Genomic DNA, 26,149 nt, shown 5'->3' on the forward strand with positions numbered 1-26,149 from the left:
CCACCCTACATTGGGCGGGTCGTCATCCGCGCACCCCCCCCGCATGGAGGCTGGCATGACCCATGTGATCACGGAACCCTGCATCGGCACCAAGGACACGGCCTGCGTCGTGGTGTGCCCCGTGGACTGCATCCACCCCGCCAAGAACGAAGCCGACTTCGACAAGGTGGATCAGCTCTTCATCGATCCCGATAGCTGCATCGACTGCGGCGCTTGCGTGAGCGAGTGCCCGGTGTCCGCGATCTACCCCCTGGAGGACGTTCCGGGGGAATACGAGGCCTACATCGAAAAGAACGCCGCCCATTTCAAGGGGTAGGCGGGGTTCCAGGCTGAGGCGGGAAGGGCCCTGGGGATCGGCGTCGAGCGCGGCAGGTCCCGGACATGAACCGCCGATCTGCCCTTTCGGAGGCCGTCGTTCTCTCGCGGGCGCTCCGCGGGGATTTGGCCGGGCTGGAAAACGACCCGATGGACATGGTCGTTGAAAGCCTTCGCCGCCATGGGTCGGGATGCTGCTGACGGGATCGCCCTGCGTGTGTCAAGATGGCACCCTAGAAAGCCCAATCAGCCCATAATCCACGTCCTGATCCCAGGAGCGTCCGGAACAAACAGACCGGGAGGTCCCATCCTTGCGATGCTCGAAATGTGAAAGCCTGAACCTGGAGGATGCGACAACCTGCTTCAACTGCGGTGAGATCCTGCCCCGGTCTCCGCACCCCTACGAGGCTCCTGCCGCGGACCTGACGAGCGGCCCAAGGAAGGGATTCCGAGCCATCTGGATCCTCTGGGGCTGTGGCGGACTTGTCGTTGCCTTCCTGCTCCTTCTGGCCAGTTGTTTCCTGATGGTCAAAGGCGGGCTTCAAGCCGGAGACCGCGAGTTCGCGCCCGCCGTGGAGTCCTACCTCGCCAAGGTACGGGCAGGCGATTATCACGGTGCCTACAAGGATTTTGGAGAGGAGCTGCATTCAGCGGTCAAGGAGGAGAACTATCTCGCCCTGGAGAAGGGCTTCCAGGAAAAGCTGGGACCCCTCAAGGAGAAGAAGCCTCAGTTCGTGCAGATCGGATCCGACCTCAAAGGAAAATGGGGCCGAATCGTCTACACCTGCGAATTTGAAAATGCCAAGGGGACGATATCCTTCTCCCTGCGTAAAAAGGGCGATTCGTGGTCCATCGTCGAAATACGATACGACTCGCCCCTATTCCTGGAATACCTTAAGGCCAAGGAACCCTCCTGAACTGATTTCCCAGGGGGAGTTGCTCGGGAAAGTTGAATTCAGTGAACAGCGCCCGCGAATTTCTCCTGGGTTGGTTAGTGTCCGCCTCTATTCGGCTACACGTCTCCGTGCGCCAGCATTGGCTCCGACCTACTTCCACGGCTAATTGATTGGGGTTTATGGGAATCCTTGCAGAAAAAACCACAAGGCTTATCATTTCTTAAACATCCCCAAATCGTGAGGTCAGCCAATGGACTTCCTGGACCAGATCAAGCTCCTTGCGTCAAAAGTGCAAACGCAGCTTCCGCACCTCCAAACAGAGGAAGCAACCAAGAACGCGTTGGTCTTGCCATTCATCAAGGCACTGGGATATGACGTATTTGATCCTACGGAGGTTCGCCCTGAACTTGATGCCGATGTCGGAATAAAGAAGGGAGAGAAGGTTGACTACGCAATTTTGCGGGACGGGAAACCGATCATTCTTTTCGAGTGCAAAAAAGTCGGAACCGATCTTGGCTTGGTCCAGTTCTCCCAGCTATTCAGATATTTCACGGTGACGGAGGCTCGTTTTGCCATCCTTACCAACGGCACCCAATACCGGTTCTTCACCGATCTGGAGGAGCGCAACAAGATGGATGAGCGCCCCTTCCTGGAGTTCGACATCCAGGATTTCAAGGACCAGGACACCGAAGAATTGAAGAAATTCACCAAGCCCGTTTTTGACGTCAGCACGATTCTCAACACGGCTATGGATTTGAAATACACCAGGGAATTTAAAAGGCTGCTCACAGATGAATTCAACGCCCCATGCGATGAACTGATCTCCCTGCTTTCCAGGCGTGTCTATAACGGCAGGATGACCCAGCCAATACGCGAGCAGTTTTCCACCCTGATACGCCGTGCTTTTCATCAGATGATCAGTGAACGCATTGGCAAAAGTCTGCAGATTGCACTCGAAGGCAATCAAGCCCAAGAACGAGAGTTGGCAACTCCCGATCCCGTCATAGCTGCTCCAACGGAAGATGAGTCGAAAATCATCACCACCGCCGAGGAGTGGGAGGGATTTTTCATCATCCGGGCAATTCTTTGCCAGGATGTAGATCCAAAGAAGGTGACTATCCGTGACGGACAAACATACTGCGCCGTCCTTTTCGAGGACAACAACCGGAAACCGTTATGCCGCCTCTGGTTTAATACAGCAAAAAAAGCCATCGGAATATTCAATGAAGAACGAAAGGAGGAAAAAATTCCGATCCAGGATCTTTCAGACATCTATAAGCATTCAGATCGCCTCCGAAAGACTCTCGACATCTACCTAGCGAAGGCGTGAAGGAGGGTGAAGGTTGATCTCTGGGCTTGAGGAGGAGGTTTTCGAAACCCGCTTGCTGGCGTTCCGCGACAGCGTTATTTCATCTTCAAAGGGGACACGGCGAATTCTGCTTCGCAATATCTTAAAACTTTTCGGATTCAGAACACGAACTCAGGAACGGCTTACAACCCTTGCAAAAAGCTTGGACCGGGTTGGACTCACCGTAGCCCCACCTCTTCTGGACTGTCGCAGGGAGGATTGGGTACACATCTCAGCCCCCAAGGGGCCGTCCATCGAATCGTTGAATGACGGGCAAGAAGCATGGTTTCAATCCATCACCGCGAAACAGTTTGCCTCCGAGAAGGAAGTGGAGATCCGATTCATCATTCCGCTCCTGGAACGACTTGGATATAGCGAGGAAGACCGGGTCGATGGCTGCACGATCGAGATGACAATAGGGAGCAGGAAAGTCAAAGGAGAAGCGGACTTTGTTCTTTACGATGGAACGAACCGGAGTCGGGACAATGTTCTCCTCATAGTCGAAGCAAAACGAAACGGGACCCGTCTTGAGCAGGCTGTAGAGCAGGCTAGAAGCTATGCCATGTTCCTTGGGGCACCGTTTTACCTGGTTACCAATGGTGATGATCTTCGTGTTTTCCGATTCAAAAGCGCATTGGAAACCGATGTCGAGGTATTCCAGGGGACCAGGGAAACCCTTGGATCCCGCTTCCATCTCCTTCATGGATCAATTTCCAAGTCCCGGGTCGCAGACCTTCGAAGGGTATTGAGGCGTTAAGAGTCGGGGTAAGCCTAAACCCAGAAGCTAGCCCAGGTTTCCTACCCACTCCAGCTTTCACTTGCGAAGCCAGCAGGTGGCTATTCCATGAAAACCACGGACTGGCTCCTCAGCCTGAAACGGACTGCGTTCGGCGGCTGATCCCCTGCATCCTGGGTATCTGTTTCATCACTGTTCTCGCAGGGCCAGAGCAGGGATGGGTCGGTGAATGCAGATCAACAGCGCGTCGCCCCACCTCATCGCTGGCCCTGCGGGAACAGGGATGAATCGGATGCACAGGGATTTAGGGGATGAAAGAGGGGATCAACCAAACCATCGGCGACTGCTCCGAAGCGACTCTCGCCGGCCTGATCTCCCATCCTTTCTCTCCCCAGGCAGGACAAAAATCCCCATCTTGCGCATCCCATCGAACAGCTTATTTTTGTTTTTGCCAGAAACGAAAATTATGCCTTCCGTTAATTTGATTCCTGGAATTGGAGCCATGCGTCGAGAGTCAACCGGAACATTCATTGTCCATGCCACCCTCGGTGAGGAGGTGCGGGCCTTCTTGCCCAAACCCCTCCCTCCAGACCCTCCCTTGGCCTGGAACCCATCCCTGCTCCTGAGGCACCAGAAGGCGTCAACCGCCCTCGGCAGGCTGGATGGGGTCACGACCTTGCTTCCCGACCCGACGCTGTTTCTCTACAGCTACGTCCGAAAGGAAGCGGTGCTGTCTTCCCAGATCGAAGGCACTCAGTCATCCCTTTCGGATCTCCTTGCCTATGAAAACCGATTGGCGCCAGGCGTCCCCATGGAAGACGTGGTGGAAGTCTCGAACTACGTGGCCGCCCTTGATCATGGGTTGAAACGACTGAGGGATGGATTCCCTCTCTGCCTCAGGCTGGTAAGGGAGATTCACGAGGTACTGCTTTCCAGAGGCCGGGGCAGCGGCAAGATGCCCGGTGAATTCCGGCGTTCCCAGAACTGGATTGGCGGAAGCCGACCCGGGAACGCCGCCTTTGTGCCCCCTCCCCACGAATCGCTCCCGGATTGCCTTTCAGCATGGGAAAGATTCCTCCACTCCGATCTGGACCCGCTGACCAAGGCAGCCCTGGCCCACCTCCAATTCGAAACGCTCCACCCTTTCCTGGATGGCAACGGCCGAGTTGGCCGCCTTCTGATCTCTCTTCTCCTCAGCCAAGAGGGGGTCCTGCGCGAGCCCATGCTCTATTTGAGCCTATTCCTGAAGAAGCATCGGTCCCATTACTACGCCCTCCTTCAATCCGTCAGGGAGGATGGGGACTGGGAACGATGGTTGGACTTCATGTTTCAAGGAATGGCTGAAACCGCCGAGGGCGCCGTGAGCGTGGCCAAAAGGTTGCTCGCCCAATTTGCCGAAGACCGGCAGAAGCTACAAACGATCGGGGTGCCAGCCTCCGCATTCCAGGTGCACCACTACGTGCAAAAGCATCCCATCGCCTCATCGTCGGTGCTTTCCCAATCCGAAAGGTTGGCCCCATCGACCATCAACAGGGCCTTCGATCAGCTCGCCAAGGCCGGGCTTCTGAGGGAAATTACCGGAGGCGCAAGAAATCGTCTCTTCGCCTACGACAAAGTTTTGGAGATCCTCAATGAAGGGTAGAGCGAACGCCTCCTAATCGGTAGGTTGGCAGTTCAATTCTGCCCGGGACCACCAACCCGAGACGAAGCCCGAAACCGTGAGGGGAGCGGTTTTCCCATTTCTGGAGACCACCTTGTGGGTTGCCTTCCTCCGGGTATTTTCAGAAATTCCTCCTGGATTTTGGGGTCACGCCGGGGTCCAGACGACTTGGGAGAATTCAGGAAATGCCGATGGGAACATGGCTTGAGGAGTTCTCCAGGTTGTTACCAATGGCCCCCCCAATGGAGCTTGAGCCAGAGGCTCGAGGAGAGCAGAATATTTTGAAATCCATGTTTCCCTGATTTCCTGGTGGAGTTGGAGGATCTAGAAGTTATCCTTCCACTTGATTTGAGGAAGGTCCTGAACCCATGGAGTTACCGAGCCTTCTGAGGATCTAACCTCACCTTCTCCCCTTCAGCTTATTGGCCCTCCTCTGGCTTCCAGCCTGTTAATCTAATTCACAATTGCTTTGCCTGTGATCTTCGAGTGTCCTTCTATTGAAATGGAGAGTTCATGTCCAGGACGTTAAAGCATCCAGATTTATACCCCTTGATCTGTAAGCTCTCTCCAAGAGCCGAAAAGCTCGATAAAGACGTAGTTACAAAGGCCTTTGTGGATGCCGGATATCTTCAGCGAATCTTATGCCCAACAACTCAATTTGTCGAAGGGAGGCGGGGAACCGGGAAAAGCCACCTGTTCTTGTATTTAAACGACTATGTTAACACAGGCGCAGCCGGAGAATCTGCTTTGTCTGCATATATCGATTCCAGAGATATTAAGCAGGAGTCTGGACAAGATGAAGCGCCTTCAAAGGAATATGCTTCACGCTTTTTTAGGAAATTCTTGCAAACGCTTCTTCTTCAACTCCGGGTGCTTGACGCAAGCGTGCTACTTCACAACGAATTCACAAGGGCCAATACCGGCTATGACTTAATCGTAAAAAGGCGAAGCGCTGAAGCGCTCGATCAAATTGAGAAATGTATACAAGGCAAAAAAATTGAAACTTCCCGACGATTTTCGGAAAACAAGAAAACCTTAAGAGATGTCAAATCAAAGCGAGGAATCGAACTTAACCTTCTCACAGGAAGCGTGCTTCCTTCAGCAAAACTGGAAGCAAATTCGAGCAATGAATTTCAGAATTCTGAAAACTCTGATGTTTCTCATAGTTATGAAATTGTATTGGATTTCAGCAGCATCCGAGATTCTATGGAGTCATTTTTAAAAATTAACGATATTTCAATTTTTTACATTTTAATTGATGAATGGAGCTCTGTTCCGCTGCCCGTTCAACCATATTTTGCAGAATATATCAAGCGTTGCTTTTCGCCTTCTTCATTCTTTTCAGTAAAAATTGCTATTCTGCCATTTCAAACTAAATTTTCAGATATGAAAGGCCAAGATATTATTGGATTTGAAAAGACTGCTGATATTTTTGCTGCAATCGATCTAGATGGGGAATTGCTGTATGGTAGCCATCCGGAACCTTGCAGGGTCCATATGACTAACTTATTATTTAAACATCTCAAGCATATCGCAGAAACATACTACCCCAAATCCACTCTTGATATTGGATCAAATCCCGAAAAGTCGATATCGCAATTACTCAATCCACAAGCAATAGAAAGAATGCTTGTATTTTCACAAGGGAACTCACGAGATTTTCTTCAGCTATTTCAGGCAAGCTTTATTCATCATTATAATCGTGATCATGAAATGTCAGATTTAATCAATTCAAAGGACGTCGAGATTGCCGCAAAGGAACTTGGAGCAGAGAAGGTTGAGAATCTTCAACCAAATAGGGATGCTTATATATTATTCAATTCAATAATTCACCACGTGCTTCAGGTCAATCGAAAACACGCATTTATCCTAGATTCCAAGTTTCAGCATAATCCGCTATTTGCCTTTCTTGTTCACAACCGGGCGCTTCATGTATGGGACAAGAGTTATTCTTCCCCTTCTTCAAAGGGCAAGCGTTTCTTGGTCGTTGCTATTGATCAGGCCATCATTGTTGAGCACCTAAAAAGTCCAAGCTATAGAAAATTGTTTGGTCTCCCATTCACGGAGGAACAACAGGAGGAATTAAAATCTGTATCCGAAGACTCGAACCTAGCCGATCAAATCATGACATACGACAAGCCGGATAAGCGATCCGCGAGATATGTGGCACTTCCTGAAGAAATATTTGTCATTGACCAAACAAAAACTTGTCCAAATTGCCAATCTATCATTGACCAAAATCATCCAGTTTATAAAAAGGCGAATCTTTGTCCGAAGTGTGGAGAGTTGATCCAATTAACACTTCAGGGCTGATTGACTTGTTCATTGTTATGGGTCCGGAAGTCCAGAGGAAGACCAACAACCTGACGGGGGAGAAGTTGAGGTTTGAACGTCAGGAGGCTAGGTAGATATAGGGGTTCAGGACCTTCCTCAAATCAAGGGGAAGGAGAACCTCCGATTCCTCCTACTTCACCACGAATCCAGGGAAACATGGATTTAAAATTAATCTTCTCCCCTAGAGCCTCTGACTCAAGTTCGTTCGGGGGTGGATGGTTCCACTGGTGACAACCTGGAGGACTCCTCAAGCCGTGTTCCCATCGGCATTTCTTAAATCCTCCGCAGTCGGCGTGACCCTGGCGTGATCTCAAAATCCAGGAAGGATTTCTGAAAACCCCGGGAGGAAGGAAAACCACAAAGTGGTCTCCAGAAATAGGAAAGCCCGTCCCCTCGCGGTTCCGGGCCTCTTCAGGCTGGTGGTCCCGGGCAGAATTGAACTGCCGACCTACCGCTTAGGAGGCGGTCGCTCTATCCCCTGAGCTACGGGACCTATTTTCAGCCAACGGCCATTGTAGCCTGAAACCCGGGCCCTGGGGATCCCGCGGCCTCAGGCGCCCCGGAACTCCGCCCACTCGGGTTCGTTGGCGAAGATCCAGCGGTAGTAGTCGATGCCCTGGAGGTGGGCGGCGGCTTCCTCGTCCACCACCACCTGGCAGCGGGGGTGCAGCTGCAGGGCGGAGGCGGTGACCATGGAGGTGATGGGGCCCTCCACGGCCTTGGCGAGGATGGCGGCCTTGGATTCGCCGGTCACGAGCATCAGGCAGCGGCGGGAATCCAGGATGGTGCCCACGCCCATGGTGATCGCGCGGCGGGGGACGGCGGCGGGGTCGCCTCCGAACATGGGGGCGTTCTGCTCCAGGGTGGAGGGGGTGAGGGCCTTTTCGCGGGTGCGGCTGCGCAGGGCGGAGAGGGGTTCGTTGAAGCCGATGTGGCCGTCGCTGCCGATGCCCAGGAGCTGGAGGCCTATGCCGCCGGCGGCCTGGATCAGGCTCTCGTAGCGCCGGCACTCGGCGCCCAGGTCCGGGGCCATGCCGTCGGGGAGGTGGGTGCGCCCGGGGGCGACGTTCACCTGGGCGAAGAGGTGCTCGTCCATGTAGCGGCGGTAGGAACAGGGGTGGTCGGCGGGGATGCCGATGTATTCGTCGAGGTTGAAGGTGGAGCAGACTGAGAAGTCCAGGCCCTCCCCGCGGTGGAGGTCCACGAGACAGGCGTAGACCCGCTCCATGGTGCGGCCCGTGGCCAGGCCCAGGACGAGGCGGGGGTCGGCCCGCAGTTCCTTGGCGACGATGCGGGCCACGAGGAGCGCGGCCTTGTGGCGGTCGGGGGCGATGATGACTTCCATGGCTACCTCAGGAAAGGGGCGGAAGGCTGGCGGCGGCCACGGCCTGGCCCACGCGCCGGCTCTTCTCGTCCGGAAGGAAGACCCCGACGCGCCGGGCCAGGGCGGGGAATTCGGCCCCCAGCACCTCCCGGGCCCGGCCCAGGATGAGCTCCCCCCCTTCGCCGGAGGTGACCCGGCCCAGGATCATGGCGCGCTCCAGGTCGTAGAATTCCGCGTACCAGGGCAGGGTGTAGCCCAGGTACGTGCCCAGGGTCAGGAAGAATTCCCGGGCCATGGGGTCGCCCTTGGCCAGGCGCTCCTGCACGTCCCGGAGCCGTTCGGGGAGGGGCATCCCTTGGGGGAAGGCGAAGCCCGCGGGCCCCGCGAGGCGGTCCACGGCCTGCTGGGAGAAGTACGCGGCCCCCACACCGGGTTCGCCGGACCAGTCGTCGGTGCCGGCTCCGGGGTTGGCGTCCACGGTGCCGAAGGCCAGTTCGTTGAGCCAGCCCGTGATGCGGCCCCCCCGATCCAGGAAGCCCACGGCCTCGCTGGAGCCCAGGGCGATGCCCAGGATGCCGTTCTCCCCCAGGGAAAGGCCCCCGGCCAGGGCCGTGACGTCGCCGTCGTTGATGACCTCCAGGGGCACGCCCCATTCCTCCCGCAGGCGCAGGAAGATGGGTCGCACCTGGGCCTCGAAGCGGTCCGGGGGCACGGCACGGAAGAGGGAGGCCACCCTCACCTGGTTGTCCACCAGGATCCCCGCACTGGAGCCTCCGATGGCGTCCACCCGCGGCAGATGGCCCGCGGCGAGCCGGAGGCCCTCGTTGATGCGGGCGTAGTGGTAGGCGGGGTCGGCCTCGGCCTTGGGGTTCCAGGGCAGTTCCGCGCTGAAGACCACCTCGCCGTCCCTCACCGCGGCCACCTTGTAGTCGCTGGCGCCCAGGTCGAAGCCGATGCGGCATCCCCCCAGGTTCCCCCCCAGGGCCAGGGGCCGGGGGGTAGGCGCGGGCACCTCGTCCATGGCCTCGACGGTGAAGGGTCGGCCGAAGGCAAGCCCCATGATCCTGCGCTCGAAGGCCCAGGGACCCCGGGGGCCGTACTCCTCCACCAGGGCCTCGCACAGGGCCCGGGGCCCGGACACCGCCGCCCGGGAGCCGCCGCAGGCCCACAGGAGGCCGTTGAGCATCCAGGACACGCAGCGCAGGCTGTCCTCGTCCGCGCCTCCGGGGAACACGTCCAGCTCCAGGCGCACCGCCCAGCCCGCGTTCTGCTCCAGGCCCAGCACCACGCGCTCCGAGGATCCGTGGGCGGCCAGGGCCTTCCGGAAGGCGCGCAGGCCTAGCGCCAGGGGGCGGTAGCCGGGATCCAGCGCCAGGCTCCGGCCGGGGGGCGCGTTGAAGAGGCTCCTTTCGAAGGTTTCGTGGCGGAACATGGGAACCTCGCAACGGACGTGGTTCCTTTGTACCAGAAGTGGGGCCCGGGCCGGCACCCGGGCCCCCATGTTCCTACCGCTTGGCCAGGTTGTGGTCCAGGTACCAGATGGCCCCGCCCTGCTCCCCGATGGCGCGGAGCTGGTCCACCACCTCGTTCACGGCGATCTCCTCCTGGACCTGCTCGGTGACGAACCACTGCAGGGCGATCTCGGTGGCGTGGTCCCCTTCGGACTTGGCCAGTTCGTAGCATTTGCTGATGCTGGCGGTGTTCTCCTTCTCGTGGGCGAGCACCATCTCGAAGATGGAGGTGGGGCCGTTGAAGCTGGTGGGCGGGGGATTGATGGTGCGCAGCTCCAGCTTCCCGTAGCGGTCCAGGACGAAATCCACCAGCTTCAGTGCGTGGGTGGCCTCTTCCGCCGACTGGACCCGGAGCCAGTGGGCGAAGCCCTTGAAGCTCTTCTCGGAGAGGTGGGCGCTCATGGCGAGGTAGAGCTGGGAGGTGTACTGCTCGGCGTTGATCTGGGCGTTCAACGCGTTCTGGGTGGCGGTGCCGATCATGGGGATCTCCGGTGTTGGAGGGGCGGCGCCGGCGTGGCGTCGCGCTCCAAGACGATATATGAACCATTCACGAGAAAGGTGCCGTGACCAACATCCGGTGGTTTTTCCATTAACCTCGCTGGGGTGGGAGGTGCCCTTGCGCCGACAGGAGAAGGAACTCAAGGATCCGGAAGCCGTCGCGGAGGTGCTGGACGGCGCCGAGTGGGGGGTGCTGGGACTGGTGTCCCCGCAGGGCGCGCCCATCCTGGTCCCGCTCAACTTCGTGCGCCTGGACGGGAAGGTGTATTTCCACGGGGCCCACGCCGGCGAGAAGATGGAGGCCCTGCGCCACCACCGCCAGGCCACCTTCCTGGTGGTGGACGCCTACGCCCAGATCCCCTCCTACGCCTTCGACCCCGAAAGGGCCTGCCCCGCCAGCCAGTACTTCAGGTCCGTGCTGCTCCACGGCACCCTCGGGGAGGTGGAGGACCCGGCCCGCAAGGCCGCGGTGCTGGACGCCCTCATGCGCAGGCTCCAGCCCGAGGGGGGCTACCGCCCCATCACCGCCGAGGATCCCATGTACGCCGGCAGCGTGGGCGCCGTGGCCATCCTGGAGCTGACCGTGGAGCGCAGTTCGGCCAAGTGCGAGATGGGCCAGCGGCTCACGCCCGCGAAGCGGGACTCGGTGCGGGCGCTGCTGGAGCGGCGGGGGACCCCGACGGATCTGCGGACCCTGGAGGCGATGGGGGCCGGTCCAGGATCTCCCGGATCCGGCCCAGAAGCGCCAGGGGCTGCACCGGCTTCATGATGAGGTCCATGCCCGGGTCCAGCTCCCCGCGGTCCTGGATGAAGTCGGCGGTGTACCCGCTGATGAAGAGGACCTTCACGCCGGGGCGCTCCCGGCGGATCTCCTCGTAGGCCTGGCGGCCGCCCTTCCGGGGCATGATGATGTCCATGAGAATGAAATCGATGGCGTCCCGGTTCGCGCGGAAGACGTCCACCGCCTCCTGGCCGTCGGCGGCCAGCAGGACCCGGTAGCCGGACCTCGCCAGCACCAGCTCGGTCATGGCGCGCACCGGAAGCTCGTCCTCCACCACGAGGATGGTCTCGGTGCCGCGCACGCCGGATTCCCCCCGGTCCCGTTCCTGGGGATCCGGGGTGTCCGAGGCGCTGATCGGCACCAGGACGCGGAAGGCGGAACCCGCCCCGGGCTCGCTGTTCACGAGGATGTAGCCCTTGTGCTGCTTGACGATGCCGTACACCGAGGCGAGCCCCAGCCCCGTGCCGCGGCCCATCTCCCGGGTGGTGAAGAAGGGGTCGAAGATGCGCTTCTGGGTTTCCTCGTCCATGCCCTCCCCCGAGTCCTTCACCTCCAGGAGGGCGTAGTCGCCGGGGCGTCCGAAGCCGCGGGCGGCCCGGAACGCCTCGTCCAGGCGGAAGGGGCGGGTGGCGAGGGTCAGGGTGCCCCCGGCGGGCATGGCGTCCCGGGCGTTGGTGGCCAGGTTCATGAACACCTGCTCCATCTGGCCCAGGTCCACGTGCACCGGCAGGGCCTCGGGATGCCGGGCCACCTCCAGCCGCACGTCGGCGCCGATGATCCGCCGCAGGAGCTTCTCCACGTTGCCGACGACGGTGTTGAGGTCCAGGGTCCGGGGGCTCATCACCTGCTTTCGGCTGAAGGCCAGCAGGCTGTGGGTGAGCTGGGCGGCGCGTTCCGCGGCCTTGAGGATCTCGGCCAGGGCGTCCCGGTCGGGATCGTCGGGGCCCTGTCCGAGCTGCATGAGCGTGCCGTAGCCGTTGATCACCTGCAGCACGTTGTTGAAGTCGTGGGCCACGCCCCCCGCCAGGAGCCCCACGGCCTCCAGCTTCTGGGAATGGCGCAGCTGCTGCTCCAGCTGCTTCTGCCGGGTTATATCCTGCTTCATGCCCAGGAAGTGGGTGATCACCCCGTCCGCGTCCCGCATGGGGCTGATGGTGGCCCGCTCCCAGAAGAGCTCGCCGTCCTTCTTGCGGTTCTGGAGCTCGCCCACCCACACGTCGCCGGCGGTGATGGCGGCCCACAGCTCCGCGTAGGTGCGCGGATCCGTGAGGCCCGACTTGAGGATGCGCGGCGTTTGGCCCAGGGCCTCGTCCAGGGCGAAGCCGGTGAGTTCGGTGAATTGCGTGTTGATGAATTCGATGTTCCCGGCGGTGTCGGTGATGAGGATGGAGACGGGGCTCTGCTCCACGGCCTGGGAGAGCCGGTTCACGAACCGGTCCGCCCGGGCCCGGGAGGTGATGTCCCGGAACTGCCAGACCCGCAGGGCCTCGCCGCCCCCGGTGCGGTAGGGCCGGGAGCGGCGCTCCAGGACCCGCCCGTCCCACAGGTCCAGGATATCCACCCCCGACGGCGCCGCCTCCCGGGCCAGGTAGCCGTCGGGATCCTTGAGCTGGGCCAGGATGATGTCCTCCTCGTCCCGGGAAGGCCCCTCCAGGCCCCACAGGCGGGAGTAGGACGGATTGCGGTCCCGCTCGGCGCCGGCGGCGTCCACGATGCGCACGCCGTCCTCGCCGCCGTCCAGGGCGAAGCGCAGGAGGGCGGCCTGGTCCCGGAGGCCGTCCCGCTCCCGCTCCCCTTCGGCGCAGCGCGCCGCCATGAGGCCCAGCCCCTTCCACAGGAACCCCGCCACGGCCGCGTTGAGGACCAGCCCCGCCGCCAGGAAGGGCGTCCACCGCCACAGGTGGAAGGCCGCGGCGAGCCCGCCGCCCAGGATGAGGACCAGGGAGGCCGCGAAGGCGGCGACCAGGACCATGGATTTCGTTCCAAAGGTCATGCGGGAGACTCCGTCCATGGCCCGGGGGGCCGGCCGCTTGGAAAGCACGGGAGGGGGTGCGCCCCCCTCCCCGTTCACCCCATACTATCCGTCCCCCCGGGCCCCGGGGGCACATCCTGCGGGGATCCCCATGATCGTTCGAAGGTCCGTTTGTCCCTACGATTGCCCTGACGCCTGCGGACTCCTGGTGGAGGTTGAGGACGGCTTGGCGGTTTCCGTGAAGGGGGATCCGGAGCATCCCCACAGCCGGGGCAGCCTCTGCCCCAAAATGACCCGCTACCCGGACACCGTCCACAACCCGCGGCGTCTGACTGTTCCCCTGCTTCGCACGGGTCCCAAGGGGAGCGGCGCCTTCGCGCCCATCCCCTGGACCGAGGCCATCGACCGCATCGCCTCGGCCTGGAAGGCCATCATCGCCGACCACGGCGCCCAGGCCATCCTGCCCTATTCCTACGCGGGCACCATGGGGCTGGTGCAGCGGAACGCCGGGCATCCCTTCTTCCACCGCCTGGGGGCGAGCCGCCTGGACCGCACCATCTGCACCCCGGCCAAGGCCGCGGGCCTGGAGGCCGTGCTGGGCCAGACCCCCTGCCCCCGCCCCTCGGAGCTGCGGGACTGCGACCTGGTGATCCTGTGGGGCATCAACGCCGTGGCCACCAGCGTGCACGGGCTCAAGGACGTGCGGGAGGCGCGCCGCCGCGGGGGCCGGGTGTGGCTGGTGGACACCTACCGCACCCCCACCGCGGGCGAGGCCGACTCCACCTTCCTGGTGCGCCCCGGCAGCGACGGGGCCCTGGCCCTGGGGATCATGCACGTCCTGGTGCGCGACGGGCTCCAGGACCGCGCCTTCCTGGCGGAGCACGTCCAGGGGTTCCCGGAACTGGCCCGGGAGGTCCTGCCGGACTATCCCCCGGCGCGGGTGGAGGCCCTCACGGGCCTGCCCGCGGCGGAAATCGAGGCCATGGCCCGGGCCTACGGGACGGCCAAGGCCCCCTGCATCGTCATCGGCGGGGGCCTCTCCCGCTACGGCAACGGCGCCATGACGGTGCGCACCATCGCGTGCCTTCCCGCGCTGGTGGGCGCCTATGACCGCCCCGGCGGAGGGTGCTTCGGCTCCACGTCCACGGGCGGGGCCTTCGCCATGGCGGAGATCACCCGGGAGGACCTGCTGCCCGGACCGGTGCGCACCGTGAACATGAACCGCCTGGGCCACGCCCTGGGCGAACTGGACGGGCCGCGGGTGATGTCGCTGTACGTCTACCACTCGAACCCCGCCGTGGTGGCGCCGGACCAGAACGCGGTGCTGGCGGGGCTGGCCCGGGAGGATCTCTTCACGGTGGTGCACGAGCGCTTCCTCACGGACACGGCGCGTTACGCCGATATCGTCCTGCCCGCCACCTCCTCCCTGGAGCACAGCGACCTCTACCGGTCCTACGGCAGCTACTGCGTCCAGCGGGCCCGGCCCGCGGTGCCGCCCGTGGGGGAGAGCCGCAGCAACTGGGACGTGTTCGGGCTCCTGGCGGGGGCCATGGGCTTCCCGGAGCCCTTCTTCCGGCAGAGCGCCGACGATCTCATCGAGCACCTGCTGGCCCTGCCCAGCCCCTGGCGGGAGGGCGTCGACGCGTCGGCCCTGGCCGAAGGCAGGGCGGTGGAGGTGGCGCCGCCCCCGGGGCCCCGGTTCCGCACGCCCTCCGGGAAGGTGGAGCTCCTCAATCCCCGGGAGCCCCACCCCCTGCCCCGTTTCCTGCCCACCCACGCCGGGGGCGAGGCCCCGCCCTTCGCCCTCATGACCGCGCCGTCCCTCTTCGGCCTGAACTCCTCCTTCTGCGAGCGGGACGAGCTGCGGGCGCGCCGCAAGGGCATGCGCATCCGCATGAACCCCGGCGACGCCGCCGCCCGGGGCCTGGCCGACGGGGACCCGGTGGAGGCCTTCAACGGCCTGGGGGAGGTGGCCTTCGCCCTGGAGGTGTCGTCCGACGTGCCCGCCGGGGTCCTGGTGGCGGAGGGGGTGTGGTGGCTGGAGTTCGCCCCGGGCACCCGCACCGTGAACGCCCTGACCTCCCAGCGGCTCACGGACCGCGGGGGCGGGAGCACCTTCTACGACAACCGGGTGGACATCCGCCTGCGCTCCCCGCGGCCCTGACGGAGCGACCCGGGCTACAATCGATTCCTTCTCCGAGGAACCCATGCGAGCCCTCCTGCTATCCCTGGCCTTCAGCCTCTGCGCCCAGGCCCAGAGCCTTCCCGCCGACCCCTTCGCCCCCGTGCGGTTCCTCGCGGGGGACTGGGTGGGGGAGGGTTCGGGCGATCCCGGAAAGGGATCGGGGGCGTTCTCCTTCCGGTTCGAGCTGGACGGCAAGGCCCTGGTGCGCCGCAGCTCGGCGTCCTACCCCGCCCAGGGCGGCCGCCCCGCCCTGCGCCACGAGGACCTGATGACGATCTTCGCGGAAGGCGGGAAGCTCAAGGCCCTCTACCTGGACAACGAGGGCCATGTGATCCGGTACGACGCCACCCCCCTGCCCCAGGGCGAAGGGGTCGCGTTCCGCAGCGAGCCCGGGCCCGGCCCGGGGTTCAGGCTCACCTACCGCGTCAGGACGGGCGGAACCGTCGCGGTGGAGTTCGCCATCGCGCCCCCCGGGAAGCCGGAGGCCTTCGCCCCCTACGTGGAGGGCACCAGCCGGCGGAAGTAGAACGGCCTCCCGTTCAGGGCTCGCCGGCCGCCGCGGGGGGCATGGGGTCCAGGGGCAGCCTCAGGATGGCCCGGGCGCCGGGGCCGTCCTCGCGGTTGGCCAGGACGAGGCTTCCGCCGTGGGCCTCGGCGATCTGCCGGCTCAGCACCAGGCCGATGCCGCTGCCGCCGGACTTGGTGGTGAAGAAGGGCACGAAGAGGTTCCCGCCCGAGGGCAGCCCCTGGCCGCGGTCCTCCACGCGGATCTCCACGGTGCCGGCCCCCTGGGACCACCGCACCTCCACGGGACCCTCCCCGGCGTCCACGGCGTTGCGCACCAGGTTGATGAGGGCCTGGGCGATCTGGTCGCCGTCGGCCAGGAGGGTCACGGGGGGCCCGGGCACGACGGCCACGGGCCGGCGCTGCTCCAGGCCCGCCACGCGCCGCGCCAGGGGTTCCAGGTCCACCCGGGCCAGGCGCGGCTCCGGGAGCCGGGCCAGGCGGGTGTAGCCCTCCATGAACCGGCCCAGGCCCTGGGCCCGGGAGGCGATGATGCCCAGGCCCTGGCGGGCGTCCTCCATCCAGTCCTCGTCCTGGCGCTCCAGGATGCGCAGCAGGCTTTCGGAAAGGGACTGGATGGGGGCCAGGGAATTGTTGATCTCGTGGCCCAGCACGCGGATGACCCGGTGCCAGACCCTGCGCTCCTCCTCGCGCAGGGGCCGGGTGAGATCGGAAAGCACCAGGAGCCGGTGGGCGCGGCCCCCCTGGCGGAAGGTGCCACGGCGCAGCTCGAAGCGCCCCGCCCGCCCCGGGAAGGCCATGTCGGCCAGCACGGAGGCCTCCCCCTCCAGGGCATCGCCCAGGCCCAGCTCGGAGGCGGGGCGCCCCAGGAGCCGCTCCTGGGCGCTGCCCAGCAGCACCGCCCCGGCCCGGTTCACCAGGCGCAGGAGGCCGTCCCCGTCGAAGGCGAAGACCGCCACGTCGATCTCCGCCATCACCGTCCTCAGGAGGGCCGTGGCCTCCATGGCCTTCATGCGCTGCTGCTGCAGGAGCTCGCTCAGGGTGTTGAGCTCGTGGTAGACCGAACCCAGGGCGTCGGCCAGCGCCGGCTCCCGGGCCCGGAAGGAGTAGTCCCCCTCCCGCATGGCGGCCAGGAGGTTGGAGAGGGTCTGGAGGGGCCGCTGCACCCGCCCGCGGATGCCCCGCGCCGCGAACCAGGCCGACGCGGCGACGGCGGCCAGGAGCAGGAGCCGCACCGTCCAGGGCCCGGAGGCCCGCGCCAGCAGGAGGCCCGCAAGGGCCACGGCGGGCAGCGCGCCCAGGAGGGCCTGGAGCTGCATGCGCCGGTCGTGATTCATGGGGAGATGCCCAGCTTGGCCATGCGGCGGTACATGGCGCTGCGGGAGAGCCCCAGGGCCTCCGCGGCCGCGGTGGCCCCGCCGTGGCGGGCCAGGGCCTTGCGGATGAGCAGGGCCTCCATGTCCTCCAGGCCCAGGTCCTCCAGGGAGGTCGACGCGGTGCCCCGGGCCCCCAGGAGCAGGTCGGGGGCCGTGATCCAGGGGCCGGGGGCCATGAGCAGGGAGCGCTCCACGGCGTGGGACAGTTCGCGGACGTTGCCCCGCCAGGGGTGGGCCAGGAGGGCCTTCTGGGCCCCGGCGTCGAAGCCCGCGACCTCCTTTCGGTAGCGCCCGGCCTTCTCCTCCAGGAAGCGCATGGCAAGGGGCAGGATGTCCTCCGGGCGCTCCCGCAGGGGGGGCACGCGCAGCTCGATGGTGTCCAGGCGGAAGCGCAGGTCCTGCCGGAAGCGCCCCGCGGCCACCTCCGCGTCCAGGTCGGCGTTGGTGGCGCTGAGGATCCGCACGTCGGCGCGCAGGGTGCGGCTGGAGCCCACCCGCTCGAACTCGCCGGTTTCCAGCACGCGCAGGAGCTTGGCCTGCAGGGGCAGCGGGGCGTTGGCGATCTCGTCCAGGAAGAGGGTGCCGCCGTCGGCCAGTTCGAAGCGCCCGGCGCGTTCGGCCTTGGCGTCGGTGAAGGCCCCCTTCACGTGGCCGAACAGCTCGGATTCCAGCACGCCTTCGGAAAGGCCCCCGGCGTTGAGGGTGAGCAGGGGCTTGTCGGCCCGGGAACTGGCGGCGTGCAGGGCCTGGGCCAGGAGGCTCTTGCCGGTTCCGTTCTCGCCCGTGATGAGCACCGAGGCGTCCGAAGGCCCGATGCGCCGCACCATCTCCATCACCTGCACCATGGAGGGCGAGGTGGCCACGATGGCCGGCGCCCCCTCGCGCAGGATGCGGTTCTCCGCCTCCAGGCGCCGGCTGCGGCCCAGGGCGGCGGCCAGTTCCAGGTGGGTGCGCAGGGTGGCCAGAAGCCGGGCGTTCTCCCAGGGCTTCTGCACGAAATCCTTGGCGCCCCGGCGCATGGCCTCCACCGCCAGGTCGATGCTCCCCCAGGCGGTCATCACGATCACCGGCAGGGCCGGTTCCCGGGCCGCGAGGCGCTCCAGCAGGGCCAGGCCCTCCTGGCCCGAGGTGGTGTCCTGGCTGTAGTTCATATCCATGAGCACCAGGTCGGGCCGCCCCGCGTCCACGGCGGCCAGCGTGGCCTCGGGGGAGGCGGCGGTGTCCGTGCGGAAGCCTTCGGACTTCAGGAGGAGCCGGAGGCTCTCCCTCACATCGGGCTGGTCGTCGGTGATCAGGATGCGGGGGGCGTTCGAGGGCATGATCGGGTTCCGGACTCCGTTCCTATCCTACTCGTTCCGCAGGGCCACCATGGGGTCCACCCTGGCGGCCCTCAACGCGGGCAGGAGGCAGGCCGCGGCGCCCACCAGGGCCAGCAGGCCCGCCACCAGGGCGAAGGTGGCGGGATCCCAGGACCTCACGCCCGCGATCTGGGCATCCAGGACCCGGCCCATGGCCAGGGAGATGACCACCCCCCCGGCGATGCCGGCCAGGGCCATGCGGAGCCCCTGCCCCACCACCAGCGTCAGCACGTCGCGCACCTGGGCGCCCATGGCCATGCGCACGCCGATCTCCCGGGTGCGCTGGGCGGTGAGGAAGGTGACCACCGCGTAGATGCCCACCGCCGCCAGCAGCAGCGCAAGTCCGGCGAAGGACCCCAGCAGGATGCTCCGGGCCTGGGCCTCCTGGCGGTCCTGGTTCAGGACCGTCTCCATGGTCCGGGGCCGGCCCAGGGGCAGATCGGGGTCCACCTCGTGGAGGACCCGCTTGAGCACGGGGATCATGCCTGCGGGGTCCGGCACGGTGCGCAGCACCACCAGGAAGCTGGGGATGGGAAAGCCCTCCCCGGTCAGGCTGGCCATGGGGAAGTACATTTCAGGCCGGGCGCCCTGGGCCAGGCTGGAATGGCGCACGTCCCCCACCACCCCGACGATGGAAAGGAAGGGCTCCTCCCTGCGGTCCATGGATACCCGGCCCTCCAGGGCGTTGCCCCGGGGGAAGTGCTTGCGGGCGAAGGCCTCGTTCACGAGCATGGTCCCGGCCTCGTTGGGCGCGATATCCCGGCCCTGGAGGACGGGGATGCCCATGGCCTTGAAATAGCCGGGCGTGATGTGGTGGTTCAGGGCCTCCTGCCCGTCCACGGTCTCCTCGCCGCCCACGTCGTAGGAACTCGAGCTGGTGGAGCCCAGCAGCGGCGGCGTGTCGTTGATGCCCACGGCCGCGATGCCCTGGGTGGCCTCCAGCTTGCGCTGCAGCTCGCCCATGAAGGCGTTGCGGACGTTGACGTCGGGGTACTTGTAGCGGGGGAGGGAGATCCGGGCCACGAGGACGTGATCCGGGCGGAAGCCCGGGTCCACGCTCTGCAGGTGGATGAGGCTGCGGAGCATCAGCCCGGCGCCGATGAGCAGGGCGGTGGCCAGGGCCGTCTCGGAGGCCACCAGGAGGCCCCGGAGGCGCGGGTGGGAGGCCGTGCCGGTGCCCTTGCCCTCCTTGAGGGAATCCGCCAGGTGGAGCCGCTCCGCATTGAGCGCGGGCAGGAGCCCGAAGAGGAGCGAGGCCGCCAGGGAGAGCGCCAGGGTGAAGAGCAGCACCCGCGCATCCAGGGGCATGCGTTCGATGCCGATGCGGCTGGAGCCCAGCACCGCCACCAGGCCGTTCAGGGTCCAGCGGCCCAGGAAGAGTCCCGCGGCGCCGCCCATGAGGCCCAGCACGAGGCTCTCGGCCAGGGCGCTCCACACCAGCGCGCCGGGCCCGGCGCCCAGGGCGGCGCGGATGGCCATCTCCCGCTGCCTCCGGGCGCTGCGGGCCAGCATGAGGTTCATGAGGTTGGCGCAGGCGATGAGGAGCACGAAGGCCACCGCCCCCGTGAGCACCAGGAGGGTGCCCCTGGCGTTGACCACCATCTGCTCCTTGAGGGGCACCACCCGGGCGGTGAAGTTCCGGTTGGAGTCGGGGTAGGCCGAGGCCAGGCCCGCGGCGACCCGCTTGAGGTCCGCTTCGCAGGAGGCGGCGGAGGCGCCGGGCTTCAGGCGGCCCACGGCGCCCAGGAAGTGGCTTCCACGCTGATCGAGCTGTTCCCGGCTGAAGGCGATGGGCACCAGGATGCTGGTGCCGCCGATGCGGTGGGTGAAGCGGAACCCCTTGGGCATGATGCCCACGACCGTCGTGTCCAGCCCACTCAGGCGGATGGAGCGCCCCACGAGCCCCGGGTCGGCCCCGAAGCGCTTGGTCCAGAACTCGTGGGAGAGGATCACGGCCTTGGGGCCTTCGGCGCGGTCCTCCTCGGGGGTGAAGTCGCGGCCCAGGGCCGGGTGCACGCCCACGACCCGGAAGAAGTTCCAGGAGACCCGCGCCGTGGGGACGTCCTCGGGCTCCAGGTCCCCCGTGAGGTTCAGGGAATCGTTGGCCAGGGCCGCCATGCCCTCCAGCTGGCCCGCGTCCCGCTGCCAGTCCAGGAAATCGGGGGCGGAAAGGGGATTGTCGGAACGGTCCCGCACCGGAACGGCGCCCCACACCGCCACGAGGCGGCCGGAATCCGGAAAGGGCAGCGGCTGCAGCAGCACCCGGTCCACGAGACTGAAGATGGCCGCGTTGGCCCCGATGCCCAGGGCCAGGATCAGCACGGCGATGGCGGTGAATCCGGGGGTCTGCAGCAGGGAGCGCAGGGCGCGGCGGAGGTCGTCGAGGATGGGGCGCATGGGGGCTCCGTCAGGCCTTGGCGAAGGATTCCTCGACCACCCGCCCGTCGAAGAGGTGGATGGTCCGGTCGGCGTGCTGGGCGAAGCGCTGGTCGTGGGTGACCATGCAGATGGTGGAACCCCGGCGGTGGAGCTCCTTCAGCAGGTCCATGACGGCATCGCCGTTGGTGGAATCGAGGTTGCCGGTGGGCTCGTCGGCCAGGAGGATGGAAGGCCGCCCCCCCACGGCGCGGGCCACGGCCACGCGCTGCTGCTGGCCTCCGGAGAGCTGGCTGGGGAGGTGCTTGGAGCGGTGCGACATGCCCACCTCCTCCAGGGCCTCCATCACCCGGGTGCGCCGTTCGCCCAGGGGCAGGCCGCGGTACACCAGGGGCAGTTCGACGTTCTCGTACACGGTGAGGTCGCCGATGAGGTTGAAGCTCTGGAAGATGAAGCCGATCTCGTGGTTGCGGATGCGGGCCCGCTCCGAGAGGTTGAGGCCCGCCACCGGCTTGCCGTTGAGGGTGTAGCGGCCGTGGGTGGGCGTGTCCAGCAGCCCGAGGATGGACAGGAGGGTGGACTTCCCGCAGCCGCTGGGCCCGGCGATGGAGATGAACTCCCCCTCCTGGATCTCCAGGTGGATGTCGGACAGGGCGTGGGTCTCCACCTCGTCCGTGGTGAAGACCTTCCGGATGGCGTCGAGCTGGATGATGGATCGGGGGGACATGGGACCTCCAGGAAGGGTCACTTGATGCGGATGCGTTCGGAAGCGTCCCAGGCGCTGGTGTCCGAGAGGATCACCTGGTCGCCGGGCTTGAGGCCATCGAGCACCTCGATGGTGGAGACCGATCCCCGCCCCAGCCGGACCTGCACGCGCTGGGCCTCGGAGCCGTCGGGGGCGAGGCGGTAGAGGCCGAGGGTCCCGTAGGCCTGGGCCTGCACGGGCCGGCCCACGAAGAGGCCGTCGGCGCTGCGGTCCAGTTCGATGATCCCCTCCACGCTCAGGTCGGGCCGGGCGCCCTTGGGCAGGGCGCCTTCCAGGGTGGCGTCCACCAGGACGGTGCCGTTGACCACGGCGGGATCGATGCGCGCCACCCGGCCCTGCACGAGCCCGTTGCGGGTATCCACGGAAACGGTCTGGCCGAGGACGAGGTCCTTGGCCTGGGTTTCGCTGATGCGCAGTTCGGCCTTGAGCCGGGAGGGTTCGGCCACCTTGGCCAGGGTGCTGCCCGGGGCCAGGCGCTGCCCCACCTGCACCGGCAGGAGCTGCAGGACCCCCTGGAGGCCCGCGCGCACCTTGAGGGCCTCCACCTGGCTGGCCTTGAGGAGCCACAGGGCCCTGGCCTGCTCCACCTTGGCGCTGCTGGCCGCGAGCTGGGCGGTGAGGGAGGCCTCCCCGATCTTCAGGCGTTCCTGCTCGATCTGGTACCGGGTGGTGAGCTCCTCGGCCCTGCCCCGGGCCTGCATGAGCACCTGGCGCGCCACGAGGCCCTCCTTCTCGAGCCGCTCGTTGGCGTCCAGGTCCATGCGGGCGCTGGCGTAGCTGGCCTTCACGGTGGCCAGGGTGGCGCGCTTGTCCAGGAGCGCCTCCTGGACCCGGGCCTTGGCGCTGATGAGTTCGCCCTCCGCGGCCTTGAACTGCCACTGGGCGTCCAGGGCGGCCTGCTGCAGTTCGGGATTGGACAGCTCCAGGATGACCGTGTCGGCCTTCACCGGGGTGCCGGGGTACACCCGGATCTTCTCCACCCGGCTGTCGAAGCCGGTGGTGATCCACCGCACGTCCACCGGCTGGAGGGTTCCCGTGCCCCGCACCTGGAAGACCATGGGTCCGCGCTTGACGGTGTCCACGAGGATGCTCTGGCGCTCCACGGAGGGCACCGCGGGCTTCAGCCTCCCCAGGGCGAGGGTCAGGACCAGGATGCCAAGGCCCGCGCCTCCCCAGGCGTAGTACTTCCTGCGGCTGGGGGGCGTGGTGATGGCGATGTCCATGAACGGCTCCGGAAGACCTGCCCCCGGAGGGAAGCCATTCGCATGCCGGTTTACAACATCAATCAAACCCACATTTAACTTTACGTCCCGCCCGGAACCGTCCCACAAGCGGGACGGGACCGTCCCACAATCAGGCGAAGGCGAGCTTGCGGGCTTCCGTGCGGGCGGTCTTCCATTCCCAGTAGGCGACCCGCACCTCGGCCCGGCACTGGATCATGGCGCCCTTCCATTCGGCCTTCTTCAGTTCCCAGGCTTCCCGCTTCTGGGCGACCCGTTCGGCCTTGCGGGCCTCCCAGCCCTCCACGTGCTCCTGCATGCGGGCCAGGGCCTGGTCCAGGCGGGCCCGGGCCGCCACCAGGCGGTGGGCGGCGGGGGTGCTGGTGGCGAGGCTGGCCAGGAGGGTTTTCTCCTCCATGGCCAGACGCGCCCGGCGGATGGCGGCGTCGGGCACCCGGCGCAGCCCCCGGGCCAGGCCCACCAGGGCCAGGGACCAGATGAGCCACTTGGTGGGGTCGAACTGGTACCACTTCACCCCGTTGCGGTAGTCCCACTGGAACATGTGGTGGTAGTTGTGGTACCCCTCCCCGTAGGTGAAGGGGGCCAGGAAGGCGTTGTCCCGGGCGGTGTTGGTGTCGGTGTAGGGCCGCGTCCCGAAGAAGTGGGCGGCGCTGTTGATGAAGAAGGTGGTGTGGTGGGTGACCACGATGCGCAGGAGGACCCCGATGATGAGGTACCCGGCCAGTTCGCCCTTGAGCAGGCCCACGCCGGCGGGGATCAGGGCCACGAGGCCCCCGATGAGGAAGTGGTACTTGTGCTGCCAGCGCACCAGGGGATCCTTCTCCATGTCGGCCACCCCCTCGATGGGCGTGACCTCGGCCCGCATGACCCACAGCCAGTGGGCGTACCAGAAGCCCTTGGTGCTGTTGTAGGGGTCCCGGTCGTGGTCCACGTGCCGGTGGTGGATGCGGTGGCTGCTGGACCACTGCAGGGCCGAATTCTGGAAGCTGGCCGCCGCCAGGCACAGGAGCACGAACCGCACGGGCCAGGAGGCCTGGTAGGCCCGGTGGCTGTACAGGCGGTGGTAGCCCGCCGTGACGCCCAGGCCGATGAGGAAGAACATCGTCCCGAACATCACCCATTCGCCCCAGTGGGCGAGGGAGTGCCGGAATTCCAGGGGCACCAGCACCAGGGCCAGGGAGAGCGTCCCCAGGAGGAAGGAGGTGTTAAGAAGATCCCAACGTCGTTTATTTGGCACTTGATCCCCCGGCCCCCGGTCGCGGAGGCTCCCAATCATCGTCCATATGGGCCCGTTTCACAACCGGCAAGTCATTACCGACCAGAAACGGCTAGTCCGCGGGGCTGACCCGGTTCCGTCCGTTCGCTTTGCTGATGTAGAGGCCCTCGTCCGCCCGGGATATGAACCAGGCCGGGGTCATCTCGGGCGCCACCTGGGCCACCACGTAGCCCACGCTGAGGGTCACCACCTCGGCCACGGACGAGGCCGCGTGGGGGATGGCCAGGGATTCCACGGCCTTGCGGAGCATCTCGGCGGAGAAGGCCGCCTGCTCCGGGGTCGAGCCCGAGATGATCACGGCGAACTCCTCGCCGCCGTACCGGGCCGGAAGATCATCGGCGCGCCGGAACACCTCCCGCATGACCTTCGCCACGGACTTCAGGCATTCGTCCCCGGCCAGGTGGCCGTAGTGGTCGTTGTACTTCTTGAAGAAGTCCACGTCGCCCAGGAGCAGCGCGACCCAGCCTCCGCTGCGCTTGGCGCGGCGCACCTCCTGCTCGAGCACGGCGTCGAAGCGCCTGCGGTTGGCCAGGCCGGTGAGGCCGTCCTGGAGGGCCATTTCCTGGAGCCGCGCGTTGGCGCTCTCCAGTTCCGCGGTGCGTTCCTCCACGCGGCGCTCCAGTTCCTGGTTGGCCCTGCGCAGCTCTTCGGCCTGCTCCAGGTTCCGGGCATAGAGGCGCGCGTTGGTGATGGTCAGGGCGGCCCGGTCCGCGAGGCTCTGGAGGGTGGCCTCGTCCTCCATGGAATAGGCCCGGGAGGAACCGCCCTTGGCCAGGGTGATGGTGCCGATGGTGCTGCCCTCGGTGCGCATGGGCACGATCAGGAGGCTGTGCACCCGGAAGTGGTCGACGTACCGGTGGAAGGCCTGGGGCAGGTGCTGCCGGATCCCTTCGGGCGTGGAGCGCTCCAGGCGGAGGCTCCCGCCCGTGCCGGCCACCTGGCCCGCCCCCATCGCCGATCCGGGCCCCAGGACCCCGGCGGCCGTCGGACTCAGGGTGTGCAGGGACGGGAGCAGGGGATCCCCGTCGATGTAGGGCTGGCACACCACCTCGGTGTGGAGGAGGCCGTCGGCCCCCATCAGGTCCAGGATGCACAGGTCCCCCACGGAGGAGGACATGTGCTGGGCGATGAGCTTGAGGGCGGTCCCGTAGTCGGGCCCGACGCCGGCCAGGGCCAGGGAGACCGCGTTCTGGGCCTCGGCCCGCTTGAGGCGGGCGGTGGCCTCCATTTCCAGGCGCTTGCGGTCCGTGATGTTGGTGGCGGTCACCAGGAGCCGGTCCACCCCGCCGATGGGGGTGCGGCGCAGGTTCAGCTCGAGCCACACCAGCTGGCCCGAGGGGTGCGGGCAGAGCCAGTCGAAGGTCTGGGGTTCGCCCTCGATGGCCTTGAGGGCCCAGTCGATGGCCACGTCCCGCGTGTAGGGCCAGATGCCCAGGCCCGTGTCGGCCAGGTCCATGGTCAGCAGCCGCTGCTGGGAGAGGCCCAGGAATTCGCCCATGCGGCGGTTCACGTCCAGGGTGGCGCCGCTCTCCAGGTCCTGGATGAGGATCCCGTCGTTGACCGAATCATAGATGGCCTGGAAGCGCTGCTCGCTCAGGAAGAGCTCGTTGGGTTCGGAGGACGGCCCGGTCATCCCGCGCTCCGGGGATCGAGGTCCGCCACCGTCTGCAT

The 26,149-nt window shown here is 65.3% G+C and carries 19 protein-coding genes, 1 tRNA gene and 1 pseudogene; 9 read left to right on the forward strand and 12 right to left on the reverse strand.

All coding sequences use genetic code 11. The features are described 5' to 3' along the window. Nucleotides 1-55 precede the first annotated feature (55 nt). From R2J76_RS17420 to R2J76_RS17445, 6 genes are all read left to right on the forward strand, one after another. The gene (locus R2J76_RS17420; protein WP_316412922.1) at nt 56-316 is read left to right on the forward strand and encodes a 4Fe-4S dicluster domain-containing protein; all 261 of its coding nucleotides are present in this window, start codon (nt 56-58) and stop codon (nt 314-316) included. A gap of 310 nt (nt 317-626) precedes the next feature. Then, on the forward strand, nt 627-1,232 hold the full coding sequence (locus R2J76_RS17425; protein ID WP_316412923.1) for a DUF3887 domain-containing protein: 606 nt from the start codon (nt 627-629) through the stop codon (nt 1,230-1,232). A gap of 229 nt (nt 1,233-1,461) precedes the next feature. Next, nucleotides 1,462-2,541 carry a type I restriction endonuclease gene (locus R2J76_RS17430; RefSeq protein ID WP_316412924.1) on the forward strand — a complete coding sequence of 360 codons (1,080 nt, stop codon included), beginning with the start codon at nt 1,462-1,464 and terminating at the stop codon, nt 2,539-2,541. A gap of 346 nt (nt 2,542-2,887) precedes the next feature. Next, complete coding sequence (locus R2J76_RS21620) at nt 2,888-3,316, forward strand: type I restriction enzyme HsdR N-terminal domain-containing protein (RefSeq protein ID WP_394366847.1); 429 nt, start codon at nt 2,888-2,890, stop codon at nt 3,314-3,316. A 481-nt stretch (nt 3,317-3,797) separates the two neighbouring features. Then, complete coding sequence (locus R2J76_RS17440; RefSeq protein WP_316412926.1) at nt 3,798-4,937, forward strand: Fic family protein; 1,140 nt, start codon at nt 3,798-3,800, stop codon at nt 4,935-4,937. 531 nt (nt 4,938-5,468) lie between these two features. Then, complete coding sequence (locus R2J76_RS17445) at nt 5,469-7,268, forward strand: ORC-CDC6 family AAA ATPase (protein ID WP_316412927.1); 1,800 nt, start codon at nt 5,469-5,471, stop codon at nt 7,266-7,268. A 438-nt stretch (nt 7,269-7,706) separates the two neighbouring features. On the opposite strand, the gene R2J76_RS17450 is transcribed toward R2J76_RS17445, so the two are convergent. From R2J76_RS17450 to R2J76_RS17465, 4 genes are all read right to left on the reverse strand, one after another. Next, a tRNA-Arg gene (locus R2J76_RS17450) sits at nt 7,707-7,782 on the reverse strand. A 57-nt stretch (nt 7,783-7,839) separates the two neighbouring features. Next, on the reverse strand, nt 7,840-8,634 hold the full coding sequence (gene nagB / locus R2J76_RS17455) for a glucosamine-6-phosphate deaminase (RefSeq protein WP_316412928.1): 795 nt from the start codon (nt 8,632-8,634) through the stop codon (nt 7,840-7,842). A gap of 7 nt (nt 8,635-8,641) precedes the next feature. Beyond that, the gene (locus R2J76_RS17460; RefSeq protein WP_316412929.1) at nt 8,642-10,045 is read right to left on the reverse strand and encodes a hypothetical protein; all 1,404 of its coding nucleotides are present in this window, start codon (nt 10,043-10,045) and stop codon (nt 8,642-8,644) included. Between the two features lie 73 nt (nt 10,046-10,118). Further along, nucleotides 10,119-10,604: a ferritin gene (locus R2J76_RS17465; RefSeq protein WP_316412930.1), complete on the reverse strand. Its 486-nt coding sequence runs from the start codon at nt 10,602-10,604 to the stop codon at nt 10,119-10,121. A gap of 58 nt (nt 10,605-10,662) precedes the next feature. Between R2J76_RS17465 and R2J76_RS17470 the strand changes: the two are divergent. Then, nucleotides 10,663-11,214: pseudogene (locus tag R2J76_RS17470) on the forward strand (pyridoxamine 5'-phosphate oxidase family protein); the annotation flags it as partial. 31 nt (nt 11,215-11,245) lie between these two features. On the opposite strand, the gene R2J76_RS17475 reads toward R2J76_RS17470, so the two are convergent. After that, nucleotides 11,246-13,396 (reverse strand): PAS domain S-box protein, encoded by a 2,151-nt coding sequence (locus tag R2J76_RS17475; RefSeq protein WP_316412931.1) that lies wholly within the window; start codon nt 13,394-13,396, stop codon nt 11,246-11,248. Between the two features lie 130 nt (nt 13,397-13,526). On the opposite strand from R2J76_RS17475, the gene R2J76_RS17480 reads away from it, so the two are divergent. Together R2J76_RS17480 and R2J76_RS17485 are read left to right on the forward strand one after the other, a co-directional pair. After that, the gene (locus tag R2J76_RS17480; RefSeq protein ID WP_316412932.1) at nt 13,527-15,539 is read left to right on the forward strand and encodes a molybdopterin-containing oxidoreductase family protein; all 2,013 of its coding nucleotides are present in this window, start codon (nt 13,527-13,529) and stop codon (nt 15,537-15,539) included. A 43-nt stretch (nt 15,540-15,582) separates the two neighbouring features. Then, entirely contained in the window at nt 15,583-16,086 is a 504-nt protein-coding gene (locus R2J76_RS17485; RefSeq protein WP_316412933.1) for a hypothetical protein, read from the forward strand. A gap of 13 nt (nt 16,087-16,099) precedes the next feature. On the opposite strand, the gene R2J76_RS17490 is transcribed toward R2J76_RS17485, so the two are convergent. The 7 genes from R2J76_RS17490 to R2J76_RS17520 all read right to left on the reverse strand — a co-directional run bounded on the left by R2J76_RS17490 (nt 16,100) and on the right by R2J76_RS17520 (nt 26,111). Beyond that, nucleotides 16,100-17,422, reverse strand: coding sequence for a sensor histidine kinase (locus R2J76_RS17490; RefSeq protein WP_316412934.1), 1,323 nt, complete (start codon nt 17,420-17,422; stop codon nt 16,100-16,102). Next, nucleotides 17,419-18,780, reverse strand: a complete 1,362-nt coding sequence (locus R2J76_RS17495) for a sigma-54-dependent transcriptional regulator (RefSeq protein ID WP_316412935.1) — start codon at nt 18,778-18,780, stop codon at nt 17,419-17,421. The genes R2J76_RS17490 and R2J76_RS17495 overlap by 4 nt, the downstream gene beginning before the upstream one ends. Before the next feature lie 27 nt (nt 18,781-18,807). Continuing rightward, the gene (locus tag R2J76_RS17500) at nt 18,808-21,216 is read right to left on the reverse strand and encodes an ABC transporter permease (RefSeq protein ID WP_316412936.1); all 2,409 of its coding nucleotides are present in this window, start codon (nt 21,214-21,216) and stop codon (nt 18,808-18,810) included. Nucleotides 21,217-21,226: 10 nt separating this feature from the next. After that, on the reverse strand, nt 21,227-21,922 hold the full coding sequence (locus tag R2J76_RS17505; protein WP_316412937.1) for an ABC transporter ATP-binding protein: 696 nt from the start codon (nt 21,920-21,922) through the stop codon (nt 21,227-21,229). Nucleotides 21,923-21,939: 17 nt separating this feature from the next. Continuing rightward, entirely contained in the window at nt 21,940-23,184 is a 1,245-nt protein-coding gene (locus R2J76_RS17510) for an efflux RND transporter periplasmic adaptor subunit (protein WP_316412938.1), read from the reverse strand. Between the two features lie 130 nt (nt 23,185-23,314). After that, entirely contained in the window at nt 23,315-24,439 is a 1,125-nt protein-coding gene (locus tag R2J76_RS17515; RefSeq protein WP_316412939.1) for an acyl-CoA desaturase, read from the reverse strand. 91 nt (nt 24,440-24,530) lie between these two features. Then, entirely contained in the window at nt 24,531-26,111 is a 1,581-nt protein-coding gene (locus tag R2J76_RS17520) for a sensor domain-containing diguanylate cyclase (protein ID WP_316412940.1), read from the reverse strand. Nucleotides 26,112-26,149: the final 38 nt, after the last annotated feature.

This window comes from Mesoterricola silvestris, assembly GCF_030295405.1.
Lineage (GTDB): Bacteria > Acidobacteriota > Holophagae > Holophagales > Holophagaceae > Mesoterricola > Mesoterricola silvestris.